Raw genomic sequence first — 21125 nt, forward strand, 5'->3', positions numbered from 1 at the left:
GCCAAGATTCCAGTTCTCTAGTTGATCCTAGATTTCTTACATCAACACTCCATCTTGCTTGTTGCTGCGGAGCCTGCCGAGTTCAGCCTCCAATAGTTCTTTAATGAAGGACTGGTCCTCTTCATAGGGCAGTTCAAGCGATATACGAAGAGCGTCATCCTGATGTTGAACTGTGAAGAAAATGATCGGCTTGCCTGAAGAGATTTTTGCGCCATCTTCCAAATTCTCAAACATCTGCATGTCTTCAAACAACTGTGCTTTATCTGACGACTCACCGAGATAGTTAAACACGATAGGCAGCTGCTGCAGACTCTGCTTCATATACTGCTTAGACAGCGGATAAGACGAAGTCATCTCGTCATTGTAAATCAAGTTCAGGAAGTTCAGGTTTCGTGATACAGCCAAATTCAATTTCTTCTGAATATCCTGGCTTAGGTCACGCTCATCTGTCAGCAGCACAGGAATATGATCAATAAATTCGCCTACGGTATCAAAATATTGTTTTTCTTCATATTTCCTTCCGTAGTTGGTGAGGAGAATCGGAATTTCCGTCATTTGCAAATAGCTGCGGAAAAACCGGGCCGCTAGCTGCAAGGACAAATTCCACATTTGTCCGGCTTCGACCGGCTTGCCCCAATCCGCCAGCTCATAATCCAGCTCGGTAGAGCCCGCACGACTGCGCTTACTCACCGTAAGAGCCAGCTCCTTCATCGCACTTGCAAAAGATGAAAGCCTGAATGCTTCAACAAGCTGCTGATCATCCATTCCTTGAGGTCCCTTGCTAACCTGACGGACATAATCCCGATAGGAATCGGTTCCAGCCACGGGCTGCTCGTTTTTAGCCGCATATTCACGGTACAGTTCGCTTTTGATAACATCACCACTCATCCCGTCGTAAATGATATGCGAGCAAGGAAGCAGCAGCAGATGTTCCCGTAAGTTCAAACGGACAAGTGCAATACGGTACAACAGAGATCCATTCATCTCATAAGGCGTCATGTAGAACTGCGGCAGGATCAACGCGAGCAGCTGTTTCTGCTTGGCCGCCGGATATTCAGATAAATCCAGCACCGGTAATTGGATCTGCTCAGGCACAGGCATCAGTTCCCACACGGTGCGCTCTTGCGTCTGAACCAGTACGCTTCTCAGCAATTCATGGCGATTCAGGAGACGACCCACAGCTGCGGTTAACCTGCCTGAATCCAGCAAGAACGTGTCAAACGGAATCACTCCGCCCGAACACAGCGGGTTCTCCAGATGATACTGCTGGGCCGGCCCCAGGCCATATCTCTCTTCGGGTATTCCCGATAGCAGAGAGACATTCCAGGCTTCGTTCATGACCGCCAGCTGTTCCAGGCACAAGTTCGCCTGCTGCTCCGTTACCGCACCCAGCTGTTCGGCTGATAAATCTTGCACATCCTGTTTGCCACCCGCTCCGGCTCTTCCAACTCCTGCATCTTCAAAAGGCGACACATAGTGCGGATGGAGGTTCGGATGAAGATGAGATTGAATAAATTCATTCCATTCATCTGCCCGTTCCGTAATGAATGGGTCTACCTGTAAGATCAAGCGATCATTTCCTTCAACCGGTGCGGAGTTAAACTGCGCCCGCACACCGAAGGTAGCCTCTAGGATAGCTTCAGCGTCCGTATAATTGTTAACAAGTGTGTCTGCTTCAGACCCCGCACTTCCTATCAATGCTGATAACTGACGGATCGTCTGATATTGGAAGACCTCATTGATTCCGAGTTCGATGCCGGCGCTCTGGGCTTTTGAGACAAACTGGATCGCCTTCAAGGAGTGGCCGCCCAGCTCGAAGAAATTATCATCGATGCCGATCGTTCCCGCTCCCAGAACATCTTTCCAAATATCAATCAGCAGACTTTCCGTCGCATTCCGAGGTGCCGCGTATTCAATGCCTGTCTGAATGTCCCCTTTGGGCGCCGGCAGAGCCTTGCGGTCGATCTTGTTGTTCGGTGTGAGCGGCATCCGATCCAATTGGACGTAATAGGCCGGCATCATATAACCGGGAAGATTCAGAGTCAGTGCCGCTCTAATTTCGCTTACTGTCAGTTCTTTATCCGCCACGAAATAGGCACACAAGTCTTTTTGACCTGATTCGTTCTCCCGGGCCACTACGATTGTTTTCCGGACAGAAGGTATCGCCATCATCTGCGCTTCTACCTCACCCAGCTCTATCCGATAGCCCCGGATTTTCACCTGATGATCAAGCCTGCCCAGGTATTCAATCGTACCGTCCGGCATCCACCGGGCCAAATCGCCCGTTCTGTACATCCGTTTGCCCGGTTTGAACGGATCCGCTATAAATTTCTCATCCGTTAACACTTTGTTCCTCATGTACCCGCGTCCGACCCCGTCGCCGCCAATGTATATTTCACCTGCAACCCCTACAGGCACCAGCCTGTTCTGCGGGTCCATCAAATACACACATTGATTAGCAAGCGCCTTGCCGATCGGAACTGTATGCGTCCATGCTGTTTGTATGTCATCGCCTATGTCATAAGCGGTTGAATCCACACAGCACTCCGTCGGACCGTACACATTCGTCATACTCGGACGATATCCGGGGCGCCTGCTTAAGAACTCGTTAACAAGATGAACAGGCAGAGCCTCCGCTCCAAAAATAAAATGTTTGACGTTTAAATCTGCAACCGGATCTTGCATTTCCGTTAAAAGCTGCAGATGCGCCGGCGTACCGTCCGAAAAATCAATTTGCTCCGATCTGTAATAATCAGCCAGCCGCTCGCCGCTGGTACTAATTGTTCTCGGTACGACGTAAAGCGTATGTCCCAGAAGCAAGCAAGGAAAGATTTGTTTCACCGATGCATCGAATACATACGGGGACAGCCACGCCATACGCATAGGAGCCTCGTACTTTCTGTAGACCTGCCGGGTAAATCCGGTTGACATGTTAATGACATTGGAGTTCTCGATCATAACGCCTTTCGGTCTGCCAGTCGTACCGGAGGTATACATGACATAGGCCAGATCGCCCGGGCTGCATGCAACGGTCAGGTTGGAAGCATTTCCTTGAAGCAGCAGCTCATTGTCAAGCGGGATGATCTGAACATCCGCCGGTACAAGAGAAGAGAACTCCTGCTTCGCAAGGACGATATTCACACCGCTGTCTTCCAGCATAAAGTGGACGCGCTCCTGCGGAAACTCCGGATCGATAGGCACATACCCTCCGCCGGCTTTTAAGATCCCGAAGATTCCGACGATCATCTCTAACGAGCGTTCCATGATCATGCCGACCAGATGATCTCCTTTAACGCCTTTGGCTCTCAACACATGAGCTAAGCGGTTTGCCCGCTCGTTTAACTCGCGGTATGTCATTTCGCTGCCTTCAAAAACAACCGCTGCCTGATCCGGAGTCTTTTCGACCTGTTCTTCGAACAATTGATGAATCGTCTTATCCCGCGGATAGTCCGTCTCCGTATCGCCCCATACCTCCAGAATCATCTTGCTTTCTTCGGGAGTAATAATCTCGATTGCGGAAAGTTTCGTCTTCGGATCGTTTGCAATGGCGCGCAGCAGTTGAACAAAATGATGAGCCATCCGTTCAACGGTTTCACGCTTGTACAAGCTATCCGCGTATTCGATACTGAATGTCATCCCTTCAGAGTTCTCTGAAGCATTGAGCGTCAGATCGAATTTTGCCTCGTTCTGCTCACCGGGGCATAGGCTAACCTGCAAATCCGTAAAGCCCGGCAGCTTATCCGGTTCCGCATTTTCAAGGACAAACATCGTATCAAAGAGCGGATTGCGGCTCATGTCGCGCTTAACATCCAGCTTTTCCACCAGCACTTCGAACGGGTAGTCCTGGTGTTCATAAGCATTCAGTACCAGTTCCTTCACTTCCTGCACGAAGTCGAGGAAAGTCTTCTCTCCCTCAGGGAAGCTGCGCAGCGCCAGCGTGTTGACAAACATGCCGATAATCGGCTGCAAATCCGCGTGTTGTCTGCCTGCAATCGGCGTCCCGACGATCATGTCCTCCTGACCGCTGTATTTGAACAACAATGTCTTGTAAGCAGCCAGCAGAACCATAAATAAGGTGGCACCCGTTTGCAGAGCGATCTGCTTCAGTGCGGCTGCTTCTTGCGGATCAATCGTGAATGCCAGCATACTTCCGGAAGAACTGCGCGTAGAAGGTCTCGCATAATCGGATGGAATATCCAGGATAGGAATTTCTCCGCTCATGCGTTCCAGCCAATAGGCTTCCTGTTTATTCATCCACTCGCCGGCTATATCCGCCTGCTGCCATACGGCATAGTCCTTGTACTGGATTCGCAGTTCAGGCAGCTCCAAGCCTTCATACAACCGAGGAAGTTCATTCAATAAGATGCTCATGGATACACCGTCAGAGATCGTATGGTGCATATCAAACAATAAACGATGGCGCTGAGGTGCTTCCTCCACCAATGCAGCTCGCAGCAGCGGCGCTTTCGCTAAATCGAACGGGCGGATGAACTTGTTCATCATGGCTCCGGCATCGCCGTTTGCCTGCATACGCTCCAGCTTGAAATCGACCTTGTCAACTATCCGCTGAACCAGTTCACCCTCAACAAGTTCAAATGCAGTCCGAAGTGTTTCGTGGCGACGAATCAGTCGGGCAAACGCCATCTCAAGCCGCGCAAGATCTAACTGCCCTTCCATCAGCAGCATTGCCGACATATTGTAATTGTTCATCTGGCTTAAGATATACAGCCGTTTCTGTGCCGTGGAGACCGGATAGCTGTCCCTGTATTGGGCTGCCGGAATCGCTGCATACGGGTTGGGTGATAATTCTTCAATGGCTTGCGCCATCTGTTCAATCGTCGGATACCGGAAAATATTCCGCAGCGGGAATGCAACGTCCAGTGTCTGGTGAACTCTTGCCGCCAAAGTTGTCGCCCGCAGTGAATGTCCTCCAATTTCAAAGAAATTATCTTTAATTCCGACGGACGGGATATCCAGAATTACTTTCCATATCATTTCCAGTTGAATTTCCAGAGTTGTACGCGGAGGCAAATATTCAGCACCCGTCTGATGGTTAGCTTCCGGCGCAGGCAGTGATTTCCGGTCGATTTTGCCATTAGGCGTCAACGGCATATGCTCCAACTGCAGGAAGTACGAAGGAACCATGTAATTCGGGAGGCTCTCACTCAGTGAAATGCGCAGCTGGCTTGAACTTACATTCCCCTTCGCGACATAGTACGCAGCCAGTTGATTCTGACCCTGCTTGTCTGCATGCGCCAGTACGATCGCTTCCTGCACACCATCTACCTTCAGAATTTGCGCCTCCACTTCCCCAAGCTCAATCCGGTATCCGCGTATTTTCACCTGATGATCGATCCGGCCCAAATATTCGATGTTGCCGTCCGGCATCCATCTGGCCAAATCTCCCGTCCGGTACATCTTCTCATAACCCGCCTCGCCGGCAGCATAAGGATTCGCCACGAATTTGTCAGCGGTGAGCTCCGGTCGGTTCCAATATCCCCGTGCAAGACCCGGACCGGATACGCACAATTCTCCCGGTACGCCTACAGGTGCCAGATGACCGTGTCCGTCCACCATATACACCCGGTGGTTGGACACTGGACGACCGATGGAAATGATTTCTCCGGCTCTAGCATCTTGGGATACCGGCCAGAATGAGGTCGCAACCGAATTCTCTGTCGGTCCATACCCGTTGAAATACTCTACATGGTCCTTCCACTTGTACACGAGTTCGGCAGAAGACGCCGAGCCGGCTGTGAGCAGAACACGCAAATTCGGAATCCGCTCCGGATGCAGATAAACGGCATAAGCCGGAGGCAGTGTCGCAATCGTAATCCGGTGCTCCGCCATATACTTTTCCAACTGCTCATAATTCAAGATCGTCTCCGAAGTCGGTACGTAAAGTGTCGCTCCGCATAGGACAGACTGGATAATCTCCGAGCAAGATGCATCAAACGAATAGCTGGCAAACATCAGCACATGATCAGAAGAGTCAATGCGCAGCATTTGATGGAAATGTGTTGTCAGATTACACAGTCCTCGATGCTCCAGCATGACACCTTTGGGCTGGCCTGTTGTTCCCGATGTATAAATCACGTACGCAAGATCATGCGGGCCAGATAACGGCTCCAGATTCGTGCCGTCCTCATCATACACGGACGTGCAGATTTGTTGTTCCGCTTTGCCCGAAACACTTGCCTCCGCATCTTTTTCTCCATCCAGAACTAGCACTTTACCGTCAAAAGCTGCTTTTTCCACCAGATGGTTTTGCGTCAGCAAGATTGCCGCACCGGAGTCATCCAGCATATAGCGGATGCGCTCCGCCGGATAACTCGGATCAACCGGTACATACGCGCCCCCGGCTTTCAAAATCCCGAAGATACCTACGATCATATCTGCGGAGCGTTCAGTCATCAGAGCGACTAATTGATTCTTTGTCACACCCCTGCTGCGTAGGGTACGGGCCAGTCGGTTTGCACGTTCATTCAGCTCATGATAGCTGAACTGTTCTCCTTCAAAGAACAGTGCCGGCTGATCCGGTGTCTGCAGAACTTGCGCTTCCAGCAAGCCGTGAATGGTTTGTTCATGCGCATACTCCGATGTCGTGTCGCCCCATACGCGAAGGATTTGCTCACGCTCACGTGCGGTCACTGCATCGAGTTCACTTATCCGTATGTCCGGGTTAACGGCTACTTGCTCCAGCAGCTGTTTCAGATGTCCCTGAATTTGCACGATGCTTTCGCTGTCAAACGCCTGTGAATTGTAGCTGAATCTCATCCGAATCGTGTCACCCGGAAGAACGGCCATGCTAAAATCATAACCCGTCTGCTCAGCCAGCTCTATTGCAGTGAGATTGAAATTCTCACGGAACGGTTCATTCTTCCCGAGAACCGGATCATGTTCGAACACCATGATGTGATGTATTAAATCCTGCTTAAGCTCAGTCAACGCTTGAATGTCCTCATGCGGGAATGCGGCGTAAACGTTGGAAGCAAGTCCTTGTTGATGCGTTCTCCGCAGCAGATCGGCCAATCCTTCGCCTTCATTCGCCTGAATGCGGACCGGCACCGTATTGACGAACTGGCCAATCATGCCCTCCGCATCCGGAATATCCGCCGGACTACCTACCGCGACGCTGCCAAAAACGACATCATGAGTTCCGTTGTATTTCTGCAGCAGAACACCCCATACGGACTGTATCAGCGTGCGAATCGTGACTTGGAAGTGATTCGAAATCCTCCGGATATCATCCGTCAGGCCATGACCCAGATCAAAATGCAGATACTCCGCCTTACCATTCGCTTTCTGCTGAATTCTGGCTTGCGGCAGCCGGGACGGCTCCTCGAATCCCTGCAGGTAGTTGCTCCAGTAGCGTAAAGCATGTCTGCGCTCCCGATGTACCTTCAGTACATGAGCGGTTGCTTCCTCTGTGAACAGTTCGAGCTCACCGAGTTTCCTATCCGGTTTGGCCGCAAAGGCTTGAGTCAGCCTGACGAAATGACGCGTCATCCGTTCAATTGTTTCCCGCTTATAAAGTGAAGTCGCAAACTGTAACCCGAGCTGAATGCCCTCCTCTTCTTCGCTGGCCTCTAAAGTCAGATCGAATTTTGCCGGAGTCTGCTCCAGGCCATAGGGCCGGAAAGTCAGATTTTCAAGTTTCAGTTCGCTTTCCTCGGTGTTTTGCAGGACAAACATCGTATCAAAGAGCGGGTTGCGGCTCATATCGCGCTTAATATTCAGTTTCTCCACCAATTCTTCGAAAGGATAATCCTGATTCTCGTAAGCTTGCAGCGCAGTTGTTTTCACATCCTTCAGATAACTAAGGAACGTCTGCTCTTCTTTCGGATAATTACGCAGAGCTAGTGTGCCGACGAACATCCCCAGAATCGGTTCCAGATCGGCATGTGGCCTTCCTGCAATCGGTGTACCGACTACAATATCCTCTTGCCCCGTATACTGGTGCAAAAGCGCCGTATAGGCTGCCAGCAGGACCATATACAATGTCGTTCCCGTTCGTGCCGCCAGTTCTTTCAGCTGATCGCTGACTTCTCGCTCCAATTTGAATTCCACCATATCCCCATCCGTACTGCGGACGGCCGGGCGGTCAAAGTCTGTCGGCAGGTCCAGAACGGGCAATTCGCCCCGGAATACATCCAGCCAGTACTTTTCCTGTTGTTTCATCCATTCCTGCTGCGATTCGCTTTGCTGCCATACGGCGTAATCCTTGTATTGAATTCTAAGGGAAGTCAGCTCCCCGCCGCTGTACAACTGGACAAATTCATCGGCTAATACGCCAAGCGATATTCCGTCCGAAATGATATGGTGCATGTCGAGCATCAGCAGATACTGCTGCTCTTCGTCCACACCCTGTAAGCCCAGCTCGATCAGTCCCACGCGAAGCAGAGGAGCCGCTTGGAGATCAAACGGACGTATGAATCCGCGAATCCGCTCTTCTATTCCTTCATGGGGTACCGCTTCTTCCATCGCTTCCTGCTGTTTCGACAGTTTCAAATATTCTATCTCAAACGGCACGGAATCTTGAAGCCGCTGTACCGGTTCACTGTCCACAAGTTCAAAAGTCGTGCGGAGCGTTTCATGACGAGCAATCAACTGATGGAATACTTCTTCCACCCGTTTGACGTCAAGCGGGCCGCTCACATGCAGGACAGACGATGTATTATAGCTAACCTCATCCGGTTCAAGCTGGTGCAGCACATACATCCGTTTTTGTGCCGAGGACAACGGATAGCAGCTGCGGTCTTCCGTTGCCGGAATGGAGGCATAGGCTTTCTGTTCCATATTCTCGAGAACCTCTGCCAGCTGCTCAATTGTAGGTGCTTCAAAAATACTCCGCAAAGGAAGCGGCTTGTTCATTTCTTTATGAATCCTAGAGGCGAGAGTGGTTGCGCGCAGTGAATGTCCGCCGATTTCAAAGAAGTTATCTTTAATACTTATCTGCGCCAATCCTAATACATCCTGCCAGATTTGCGTTAACTTAACTTCTACCCATGTCCGCGGAGCCATATAACCGGACCCGCCCCTATAGACCCCTTCAGGTGCAGGGAGAGCTTTCCGGTCGATTTTGCCATTAGGAGTCAGCGGCATTTGCGCTATCTGAATCAAGTAAGAAGGCACCATGTAATTCGGAAGTTTATCCGCCAATGAACTGCGCAGCTGACTTGGGCTCACCTCACGCTCCGCAACATAGTACGCTATCAATTGATGGTGGTGTCCCTGCCCGTCCTCGTGTGCGAGTACGATGGTCTCTTGTACGTCATCCACCTTCAGAATTTGAGCTTCCACTTCACCTAGCTCGATCCGGTACCCCCGGATTTTTACCTGATGGTCGATCCGCCCCAGATACTCGATATTACCGTCCGGCATCCATCTCGCCAGGTCTCCTGTCCGGTACATTCTTTCGTAACCTGGATCACCTCCAGCGAAAGGATTCGGTACGAATTTCTCGTCCGTAAGCTCCGGTCGGCCTACATATCCCCGCGCAAGTCCCGGACCCGAGACGCATAATTCACCTGCTATACCGATTGGTGCAAGATGCCCGTGCACATCTACCATGTACACCCGGTGATTCGGCACCGGACGTCCGATGGAAATCAGCTCACCGGCTCTCGGTTCTGCTGGCACCGGCCATACGGACGTTGCTACCGAGTTCTCCGTCGGGCCGTAAGCGTTGTAGTAGGCAACCTCACTCTGCCACTTGTTAACCAATTCTGTAGTGGCGGCCGAACCGGCTGTGAACAGGATGCGCAAGTCTGGTATTCGCTGCGGCTCCAGGTATACCGCAAAGGTCGGTGGCAGCGTCGCAATCGAAATCTGGTGTTCCGCCATGTATTGCTCCAGAAGCTCATAGTCCATAATCGTCTCGGACGTCGGCATGTACAGGGTTGCTCCATAGAATAACCCCTGTAACATTTCCCAGCATGCTGCATCGAATGAATAACTCGCAAACAGAAGAACGTGATCGGCTAAACCGATGTTCAGCGTTTGATCGAAATATGTTTTCAGGTTGCATAGACCCTGATGCTCCAGCATTACACCTTTGGGCTGACCCGTGGTTCCCGATGTATAGATCACATACGCCAGATCATGAGGACCGGATACCGGATCCAGATTGGAACCGTCTTCGTGATACACAGGAGTGCAGATCAGACGCGCATCCGTTTCCTCATATCCGATTGCGCTGACTGCCTGTCCTTGCTGCTCGATATCCAGTATAAGCACTTTTCCGTCAAAAGCCGCTTTCTCCAGCAGATGGCTTTGAGCCACAAGCAGATTCGCACCGGAGTCATCCAGCATATAGCGGATACGTTCCTCCGGATAGGCCGGATCAACGGGCACATACGCGCCGCCGGCTTTCAAAATCCCAAGAATCCCTACGATCATATCTAACGATCGATCGGTCATCAGACCGACCAGCTGATCCGTTGTCACACCATTATTACGCAGAGTACGGGCCAAAGAGTTTGCACGTTCGTTCAGCTCGCGGTAAGACAACTGCTTGCCTTCAAAGAAGAGTGCAGTTTGCTCCGGCGTCTTCGCTGCTTGCGCTTCGAACAAGCCATGAATCGTTTGTTCATGTGCAAATTCCGCTGCCGTATCGCCCCAAACACCGACGATAAGCTCACGTTCCTGATCGGTTACTACGTCCAGTTCATCAATCCGAATGTATTGATTTGCCGTTACCTGCTCCAGTAAACGCACCAGGTGCCCTTGTATCTGTTCTACATTTTGGCGGTCAAATTTCTGTGCATTGTAGCCAAAGATGATCCGGATCGAATTCCCCGGCAGAATCACCACATTGAAATCATAGTTTGTCTGCTCGACCGACTCGACTGAATTTATGCTGAAACTCGCTTCTTCCCCATCACCTAACTGTTCGATTTGTTCATCCACCGGATAATTCTCGAACACCATAATATGATCGATCATATCCTGCTTATGTTCCGTCAGCGCCTGAATTTCATATAGGGGGAACGTGTCATAGGAGCCTGATGACAGTGCTTTCTGCTGAGTTTTTTTCATTAACCCGGTAAAAGTCTCCCCTTCTTCGGACAGAACACGAACCGGTATTGTATTGATAAACAGGCCAATCATGCCCTCGACATTCGGAATGTCAGAAGGACGTCCGGATACGACACTGCCAAACACCACATCATTTGTCCCGTTGTACTTTTGCAGCAGAATACCCCATATCGTCTGCATCAGCGTATTGATCGTCACCTGATAATGCTTGGCAATCCGCTGAATTCCAGCCGTCAAATCCACACCCAGATTAAAGTCAAGATGCTCCGACTGATAATCCTGCCGGCCTTGAGACTTGGCCTGAGGCAGCCGAGCCGGTTCCTCATATCCATCAAGGTAACTGCTCCAGTAGCGCGAAGCTTCCTCACGGTCCTGCTGCTCCAGCCATTCAATATACCGGCTGTAAGGTGTTACGGGTGCCAGCTCAGGCTGTTTATGGGCTAGCGCCGCAAAATAACTGGCAAACACTTCGTTCGTTACCAGTGACAAGCACCAGCCGTCCATTACAATATGGTGGAAGCTCCAGATAAAACGATAGGAATCTTCTCCCGTACGCAGAATCGCCACACGCATTAAAGCATCCTGCTCCAGGTCAAATCCTCTCTCTTTATCTTGACGCGTATAGGCGAGGATATACTCGCTTCGTCTCTCCTCCTCCAGATCACGTAAATCTTCGACAAACAGTTCACTGCGCTTGTTCCGGAATACCACTTGAAGCGGTTCATCCTGCATGCCGCTATAGAAATTGGTCCGCAGTACGGAATGCCTCTGTACCAGCAAATCCAGGCTCGCTGCAAAAGCATCCCTATTAAAGTCCCCTATTAGATCAAAAGACGACTGCTCGAAATAGGCAACGGACTCTGAATCCATTAAGTTAAAAAACAGCATTCCCTTTTGCATCGGGGTCAGCGCATATATATTCTCCACTTCCCCGACCGGCCGTGTCTGTTCCACCACTTCGTCCAGCTGCTCGGCTGTCAACTTCTTAAACAAGACATCGCTCGGAGTCAATTCCGGCCGTTCTTTGGACGCGCAGTGATGGATAATTTCCAGCAGATTCTCCTTGAAGCGTTCAGCGAGCTGCTCAACAGTATTGCTATAGAACGCTTTACAGTTATAACGCAGCTCCAGCTCCAGCTTTCCGCCCGTTACCATACCGCCTATATCCAGTACATATTTCATCTCCGTCCGGTCACTTTCCCCCAAACCGGTAGAATAAGGAGAAGTCTTCATGTCGCTATTATGCAGATCCTGGTCAAACTCACCCAGATAGTTAAAGCATATTTGAGGCTCAGCATGATTCACGCCCGCGTGTCCCGACTCACTGAGGTACCTCCAAATGCCGTAGCCAATCCCCTTATTTGGAATATGACGCAGACTTTCTTTGACCTGTTTGATTTGTCCGGAAACATCTGCTGATGTGCCGATGTCCAAAAGCACCGGATACTGGCTCGTAAACCAGCCGATCGTACGCGATATATCCGTATCTGGTAAAATATCTTCACGCCCGTGTCCTTCCAGATTAATCAAAGTCCGTTCCTTGCCCGTCCATTCATACAGCGCCCTACCGAGAGCGGTGAGCAGCAGGTCGTTCACTTCCGTGTTGTATGCACGGTGGGATTGTTTCAGTAGCTGATCCGTCGTTTCTTCCGAAAGTTGCAACGTGACTGCATCCGTATCGGTTATTCTAAATCTGCCGTCATGCTCCATATCCTCAGGTAATGGAACGTAACCTGACACGGCAGCTTCGTTTACATTTTCCCAATAGGACTTCTCGTTCTCCATGGCCGGGCTATTCGCATAAACGGACAGCCGCTCGGACCAGGCTTTGTAAGAATCCGTTTTGTCGGGCAATTGAATCGTTTCCCCGCTCATTGCCTGTTGGTAAGCACTTGCCAGATCTTCGAACAGAATGCGCCACGATACTCCATCAACCACCAGATGGTGAATAACTATCAGCAGATGATCGCCATCCGTGCAGCGGAACAAACCAAGCCTCAGGAGCGGGCCTTCATTCAGGTTTACACGGCTTTGAATCTCACTGGATTTGGCCTCAATAGCCCGTCCCCGTTCAGTTTCGTCTGTTATTTCTTTGAAATCGGTTGCCTCCAGATGATAGAACGCACCTTCGTGAACCCCGCGATTCCACGCCTCGTAACCATGTTCCGTCCGGCGGAATACCGTCCGCAGCGCATCATGATGCTGGACCAGTTTCGTTAGGGCTTCTCTAAGTGCCGGCTCGTTGAAGCCGTCCACCCTGTGAAGCATGACAACCTGATTGAAATGATGCGGTGCCTCCTGATCTTGCTCGACAAACCAGCGCTGGATCGGGGTCAGCGCAACGCTGCCCGTAACTTCACCTTGCTCGGCTGTTTTGAGACCGGCTAATCGGAGATGCGCAGCAAGATCGAGTGCATTCGGATACTTGAACAAGTCCTTCATTTCCAGCTTATAACCCGCCTGAAGCAATCGGGATGAGACCTGGATGGCCTTGATGGAATCCCCGCCCAAATCAAAGAAGTTATCCAGCATGCCTACTTGCTGCACACCCAGTACGGTTTGCCATACAGAAGCCAAAGCTTGCTGCGCGGCTGTCTGAGGAGCTACATATTCGGTTATGCCCAGAATATTTCCTTCCGGTGCAGGCAAGGCTTTTCGGTTGATTTTACCGTTTGGCGTTAAAGGAATCTGATCCAGACGTATAAAATAGGAAGGCACCATATAACCCGGTATTTCTTGTGCCAGCCGAGTTCTAAGCTCTCCAACATTCCACTCGCGGTCAGCTGTAAAATAAGCACACAGGACCTTTTGCCCGAACTCATCCTCCCGTGCAATCACGACTGCTTCCCTTACGGAATCCAGATTGAGCAAATGAGTCTCGACTTCACCCAGCTCAATGCGGTAGCCGCGAATTTTGACCTGCTCGTCCATGCGGCCATGATATTCCAGTGTTCCGTCCTCACGCCAGCGTACAAGGTCCCCTGTCCGGTACAAGCGGTCCCCCGCTGCAAACGGGTTTGCGATAAATCGTTCGTTTGTCAGTTCCGGACGGTTCAAATAACCCCGCGCAACCCCGTCTCCGCCGACAACCAGTTCGCCCCAAGCACCCACCGGCTGGAGGTTGAAATCCGCATCCACAACATACGCTGTAGAGTTTCGGATCGGACGGCCGATCGGTACGGTATCGAACTGTTCCCCTTCAATCAGGTGAGTGGTCGAGAAGGTCGTATTCTCCGTTGGCCCGTACCCGTTAATAATACTCATAGCCGGATTATCCTGCAGCACCCGGTTAATGTGCGGAACGGACAGCTTGTCGCCTCCGACAAGCAAGTGTTTCACGTCTCCGAACAATCTGCTGTCCTGCTGGGAAAGCTGATTGAACAGCGGTGTAGTCAGCCACATCATCGTAATGTGGTGATCACTTATCGTCTTCTTGAGCTTCGCCGCATCCAGAAGATCGTCCTTGCGCACGAGTACAAGCTGTCCTCCGTTCAGCAGGGCGCCCCATATCTCAAATGTCGACACATCGAATACAAACGCACAGGTCTGCAGCATCCGGGTCGATTCATCGAACTGTGCATAATCCGTATTCCGCACAAGACGAACCACACTTTGATGCTCGACGACCACACCTTTCGGTTTACCTGTCGACCCGGATGTATAGATGACATATGCAGCATCGTTCCCGGAACCTTCAAGTGCCAGATTGGAATCATCCGGATTGTAGGATTCCTCGGCATTCAAATCAAGAACCTGCCCGTCAAAATAACAGCGGTCCAGCAGATGGTGCTGTGCCAGAACTATGCCGGCTCCCGAGTCTTCCAGAATGTAACGGATACGGTCTTCCGGGTATTCCACATCCACGGGCACATAAGCACCCCCGGCTTTCAGAATCGCCAGTGTTCCTATAATCATATCCAGCGAACGCTCGGTCAGTATACCGACAGGCTCATCCGTCTTCACTCCCGCTTCCAGCAGAGTACGCGCTAAGCGGTTAGCTGTCTCGTTAAGCTCCTGATAGGTTAGAGATTGCCCCCCCAGTGCAACAGCGATATGATGCGGGGTACGTTCAGCCTGCTCTTCAAACAGCTCTTGAATCGTTTGATCGCGCGGATAGTCACCTGTAGTATCGTTGTATTCCCCAAGAATCTTTCTTTTTTCGGCGGCAGTGACGAGTTCCAGTTCTCCAAGCCGGATATCGGGTTTAACGGCGATTTGCTCCAATAAGCGGGTTAAATGTCCTCCTAACCTCTCAATTCCTGACGGGTAAAAAGCGAGTGCATTATAAAGGAAACTGATTTTTATGCCTTCCCCCGGCATCACTATCACATTAAGATCATAGTTCGTCTGTTCCGTTGCCACGACGTTCGATATCGTGAACGTGGCGTCGTCACCGTCACCCAGCTGCTCGATTTGTTCTTCCATCGGGTAATTCTCGAATACCATAATATGGTTAATTAAGTCCTGTTTTTGATCCGTAAGCGCTTGGATTTCATACAGCGGGAACGTATCATAAGCATTGGAAGCAAGAGCCTGAGCCTGAGTTCTCTGCATCAACTCTCCAAACGTCTCATTCCCCACGGACTGGATCCGGACTGGAATCGTATTAATAAACAGGCCAATGATATGCTCCACATTCGGAATATCCGCCGGCCGGCCGGAGACGACACTGCCGAATACAACGTCTTTGGCACCATTGTATTTGTGAAGCAGAGCGCCCCATACGGTCTGCATCAGTGTATTAATCGTCACTTGATATCTCTTTGCAATCTGCTGGAGCCTATCACTCAGCTCATGGTCCAGGTCAAAATCAAAGTGCTCCGCCTGATAGCCTGTTTGATCCTGAACGTTTGCCTGAGGCAGGCGGAACTGCTCCTCGTACCCTTCCAAATAGGTACTCCAGTAATTTGAGGCTTCCTGACGGTCCTGCTGCTCCAGCCACTCAATGTAATGGCTGTAAGGCGTGACAGGCAACAACTCCGGCTGCTTGTCGGCAAGAAGCGCAAAGTAGCTTTCAAACACTTCATTGGTCACCAGCGACAGGCACCAGCCGTCCATCAGAATATGGTGGAAGCTCCAGATCAGACGATACTCATCTTCGCCTGTGCGTAAAATTGCCACACGCATTAAGGCATCCTTTGCCAGGTCAAAGCCTCTTTGCTTATCTTTGCGCGTGAATTCAAGAATATAATCATTCCGGTGCTCTTCTTGTACATCACGTAAATCCTCAACATACAGCTCCCTGCGTTTATTGCGGTATACCACCTGCAGGGGTTCGTCCTTCCAGCCGCTGTAGAAATTCGTGCGAAGTACCGCATGTCTGTGCACCAACAGATCCAGACTTTCCGCGAAAGCAGCGATAGTGAAATGCCCCTTCAGGTCAAAGGTGGACTGCTCAAAATAAGCACCCGACTGTGAATCCAGAAGGTTGTGAAACAGCATCCCTTTCTGCATCGGGGTCAGCGCATAGATATTCTCCAGCTCTCCGACCGGCCGGGTCTGTTCCACAATCATGTCCAACTGCTCCTGCGTAATATCCTTAATAAGGACGTCACTCGGGGTCAGCTCTGCCCGTTCACGTGATACGCAGTGCCGGATTACTTCGAGCAAATTCTCCCGAAGACGCTCAGCCAAATAAAGGGCGGTTTCCTTGCTTAACGCTTTACGGTTGTACCGGATATCCAGATCCAGCATCCCGTCCGACACCATTGCGCCTACATCCAGCGGGAACTTCATCTCGGTCTGGTCGTGAACGTCCGATCCAGTCGAATAAGGCGAAGTACGCATGTCACTATTGCGCAGATCTTGATCAAACTCGCCCAAATAGTTGAAGTTTACTTGCGGCTCCGTATAAATGACGCTGGTCCGTCCGGCTTCGCTGAGGTATCTCCAAATCCCGTAACCGATCCCTTTATTCGGAATCTGACGCAACTCTTCCTTGACTTGTTTAACCTGTCTCGACACATCGGAGGAGTGGCCGATATTCAGCAGCACCGGATATTGGCTCGTAAACCAGCCGATCGTCCTTGAGATATCCGTATTCGGTAAAATATCTTCACGTCCGTGTCCTTCCAGATTGATCAAGGTCCGCTCCCTGCCTGTCCAGTCATACAGCGTCCTGCCAAGGGCGGTCAGCAGTAAATCGTTCACTTCTGTGTTGTATGCGCGATGTGCCTGTTTCAGCAGTTGACCGGTCTCTTCCTTTGTGAGCTTCACCGCAACTGTTTCTGTATCCCGTATTAAAAATTTGCCATCATGCTCCAGATCTTCAGGCAGCGGAGCAAAATCTGATCCGGCCGCATGATTTACACGCTCCCAGTAGGCACGTTCATTTGCCATTTCCGGACTATCAGCGAAAACAGACAGCCGCTCGGACCAATCACGGAAGGAATCCGTTTTGTCAGGCAACTGAATGGCTTCTCCGGCCAAAGCTTGTTCATACGCATTCGCCAAATCTTCAAAGAGAATGCGCCAAGATACTCCGTCTATAACTAAATGATGGATCACCATCAGTAAATGATCGCCATCCGCGCAGCGGAACAAACCGAGTCTCAGGAGAGGGCCTTCGTTCAGACGAATACTACTTTGAATCTCATTTGATTTGGATTCAATGGCCCGCCCCAGCTGGGGACCTGTGAGCGAAGACGAGAAGTTCACGACATCCAGATCATACAGCTCACCTTCATGCGTTCCACGATTCCACGCTTCATACCTATGCTCTGTCTTGCGGAAAACCAATCTGAGCGCATCATGATGCCGGACCAGCTTCGTCAGCGCCTGGCGCAGTGCCGGTTCATGGAATCCCTGTTCCCGGTGAAGCATAACAGCCTGATTGAAGTGCTGTGGTGCGGCGTGATCCTGCTCCGCAAACCATAATTGGATCGGTGTCAGCGCCACCGTACCTGCTACTTCGCCTTGTTCGGCAGTTTTGTTACCAGCCATGCGCAGATATCCGGCAAGCTCACCGACACTTGGATGCTTGAACAAATCTTTCATGTCAAGCTTGTAGCCGGCCTGAAGCAGACGCGATGACACTTGAATGGCTTTGATGGAGTCTCCGCCTAAATCAAAGAAATTATCCAGCAAACCGATTTTTGGCGCTCCCAGCACGGTTTGCCAAACAATAGCCAGCGCTTGCTGTGCAGAGGTTTGAGGAGCCATATATTCACTTCGGCTCTGAGCGTTTCCTTCTGGTGCAGGCAGAGCTTTCCGGTCGATTTTTCCGTTAGGAGTCAACGGCATTTGCTCCATCTGCAGAAAATACGAGGGCACCATATAGTTCGGAAGTTCCTCGCCCAGTAAACGGCGCAAATCACTGGAATGAATATTCCGCTCCGCCACGAAGTAGGCAACAAGTTGATTCTGGCCCTGCTCGTCCGCACGCGCCAGCACGATCACTTCCTGTACGTCTTCCACTTTCAGGATCTGCGCTTCGATCTCGCCCAGTTCAATCCGGTATCCCCGGATTTTTACCTGATGGTCAATCCGCCCCAGGTACTCGATGTTCCCGTCCGGCATCCATCTTGCCAAGTCCCCGGTCCGGTACATTCTTTCATAGCCTGCTTCTCCGTCAGCGAACGGATTCGGCACGAATTTCTCAGCCGTAAGCTTCGGACGATCCAAATACCCGCGTGCAAGACCAGGACCGGATACGCATAGCTCGCCCGCTACGCCTACAGGCGTCAGATGACCATGCCCGTCCACCATATACACCCGGTGGTTCGGCATCGGGCGGCCAATCGAAATAAGCTCTCCCGCTCTCGGATCTTCCGATACGGGCCAGATCGACGTCGCTACCGAGTTTTCAGTCGGTCCATAGCCGTTGTAGTAGGCGACACGGTCTTTCCATTTGTGCACCAGCTCAGCGGAGGATGCCGATCCGGCCGTGAACAGAATGCGCAGGTCCGGCATCCGTTCCGGCTTCAGGTACACCGCATAAGTCGGCGGTAAGGCGGCCACGGTGATCTGATTGTCCGCCATGTACTGTTCAAACCGTTCGTAATTCAGAATGGTCTCCGACGTTGGCACATACAGCGCAGCTCCGCAGAATAGCGCCTGGAAGATCTCCCAGCAAGCGGCATCAAACGAATAACTGGCGAACAACAGTGCGTGGTCTGACGAACTGATTTGTAACGTTTGATCAAAATACGATTTCAGGTTACACAAACCGTGATGTTCAACCATGACGCCCTTAGGCTGCCCGGTAGTGCCCGATGTATAGATCACATAAGCCAAATCGTCTGGGCCTGACACCGGCTCAAGATTTGATCCGTCGGCGTGATACACCTGCGACTCCTCATCCAGAACAAGAATCTTACCGTTAAATGCGGCCTTATCCTTCAGATGGCGCTGGGTTAACAGTAAATCTGCACCAGAGTCGTCCAGCATATAACGGATACGTTCCTCAGGATACGCCGGGTCGATCGGCACATAGGCGCCGCCTGCTTTCATAATCCCGAAAATCGCTACAATCATATCTGCGGAACGCTCGGTCATCAGGCCGACCAGACGATCCCGGGTTACACCTTGACTGCGCAGAGTACGGGCAAGACGATTGGCTCGTTCGTTCAATTCACGATAAGTCAGCTTGAGATCTTCAAACACAACCGCTACCGCTTCCGGTGTCTGGGCAGCCTGATTCTCAAAGCAAAGATGTATGGTAGGCTCTGCCACATACCCGTTATGAGTGTTGTTGAAATCAGCCAGTATCTGCTTCTTCTCTTCGATTGTCAGGAAATCCAAATCCGCAATTCGAATATCCGGGTTTTGGATAATCAGTTCCATGGCATGACTGAGATGTCCCGCAATACGTTCGATCACCAGTTTGTCATAGACGGCCCCGTTATAACTGAAGCAAATTTCAAGTTCTCTGCCCGGTACAACGATTACATTCAAATCGTAATTAGTCTGCGCAACATCTTCTACTTCGGCAATTTGGAGCGCATTCGGATCTTTAGCGTTAATCAGTTCTTCGGAATAAGGGTAATTTTCAAAAACGATAATGTGACGAATCAGATTTTGCTTCAAGACCGTATGATTTTGAATGTCGGATAAAGACATATACGAATACCGGTTGGATTCCATGTTGGAAGCCTGAACAGATGTAATCAGGTCGGAAAAATGTTTTTCCGCTTCGCTATGGATCCGGACCGGTATCGTATTAATGAACAATCCGACCATATCCTCAATACCCGGAATTTCATCCGGTCTGCCGGAAACAACAGATCCGAAAACAACATCCGTACTGTTGTTGTACTTTTGCAGAAGCACTCCCCAAAGAGATTGAAACAAGGTGCTTACTGTAACGCGATACTGCTTGGCTACAAGCTCCATACCTTGAGTTAATTTCTCTGCCCACTTGTATGTAAACCGTTCCGACTGAAATGCGCGATCAAGAGAACGCGAATACCCGGGCACTGTCGTTTCACTCTCAAAGTCCAGCAAATACCGCTGCCAATACGCTTTCGCTTCATCCTTGTCTTGTCTTTCCAGCCACTGGATAAAGCTGCTGAACGGATAGACGGGCGCTAATTGGATAGGAACCCCATCCCGTAGTGAGGTATAAATATCGAAGAAATCTTTAACTACCGTTCCCATACACCAGCCGTCCATCACAATATGGTGCACGCTCCAGGTCAGCTTGCTTGTCCCATCGGTCCACTTAGTCAAGGCAAGCCGGATCGGAATATCCTTTTCCAGATGGAACCCTTTCTGCCGTTCCCCCTTTAGAAAAGCTTCAAACCGGCTCTTTTTCTCTTCCTCAGGAAGGCCGCTTAAATCTTCCGTATGAATGGCTTCCGCCTGACGCTGCTCCAATACCACTTGAAGAGGCCGCTCGGTTTCCTTGTACATAAAAACCGTCCGGAAAATATCATACCGGTCGACCAGCTTCTGTAAGCTTTGCTGGATCAGATCAGCGTTCAATATTTCATGAAACGTGATGATCGATTGCTCGAAATATGCCTCTGACACTTCATCGAGGATAGAATGAAACAAGAATCCTTCCTGCATAGGGGACAACGGATAGATATCTTTAATTTTTACCTGTTCCAATAAATTCACCTCTCCATTTACACCAAAATTAT

1 protein-coding gene is annotated in these 21125 nt (G+C 50.6%); it reads right to left on the minus strand.

The window, feature by feature from the left end:
- Positions 1 to 36: 36 nt before the first annotated feature.
- Entirely contained in the window at positions 37 to 21093 is a 21057-nt protein-coding gene (locus tag EDM21_RS02240; RefSeq protein WP_157332499.1) for a non-ribosomal peptide synthase/polyketide synthase, read from the minus strand.
- Positions 21094 to 21125: the final 32 nt, after the last annotated feature.

Origin of the sequence: Paenibacillus lutrae (assembly GCF_009757775.1) — a bacterium.
GTDB lineage: Bacteria > Bacillota > Bacilli > Paenibacillales > NBRC-103111 > Paenibacillus_F > Paenibacillus_F lutrae.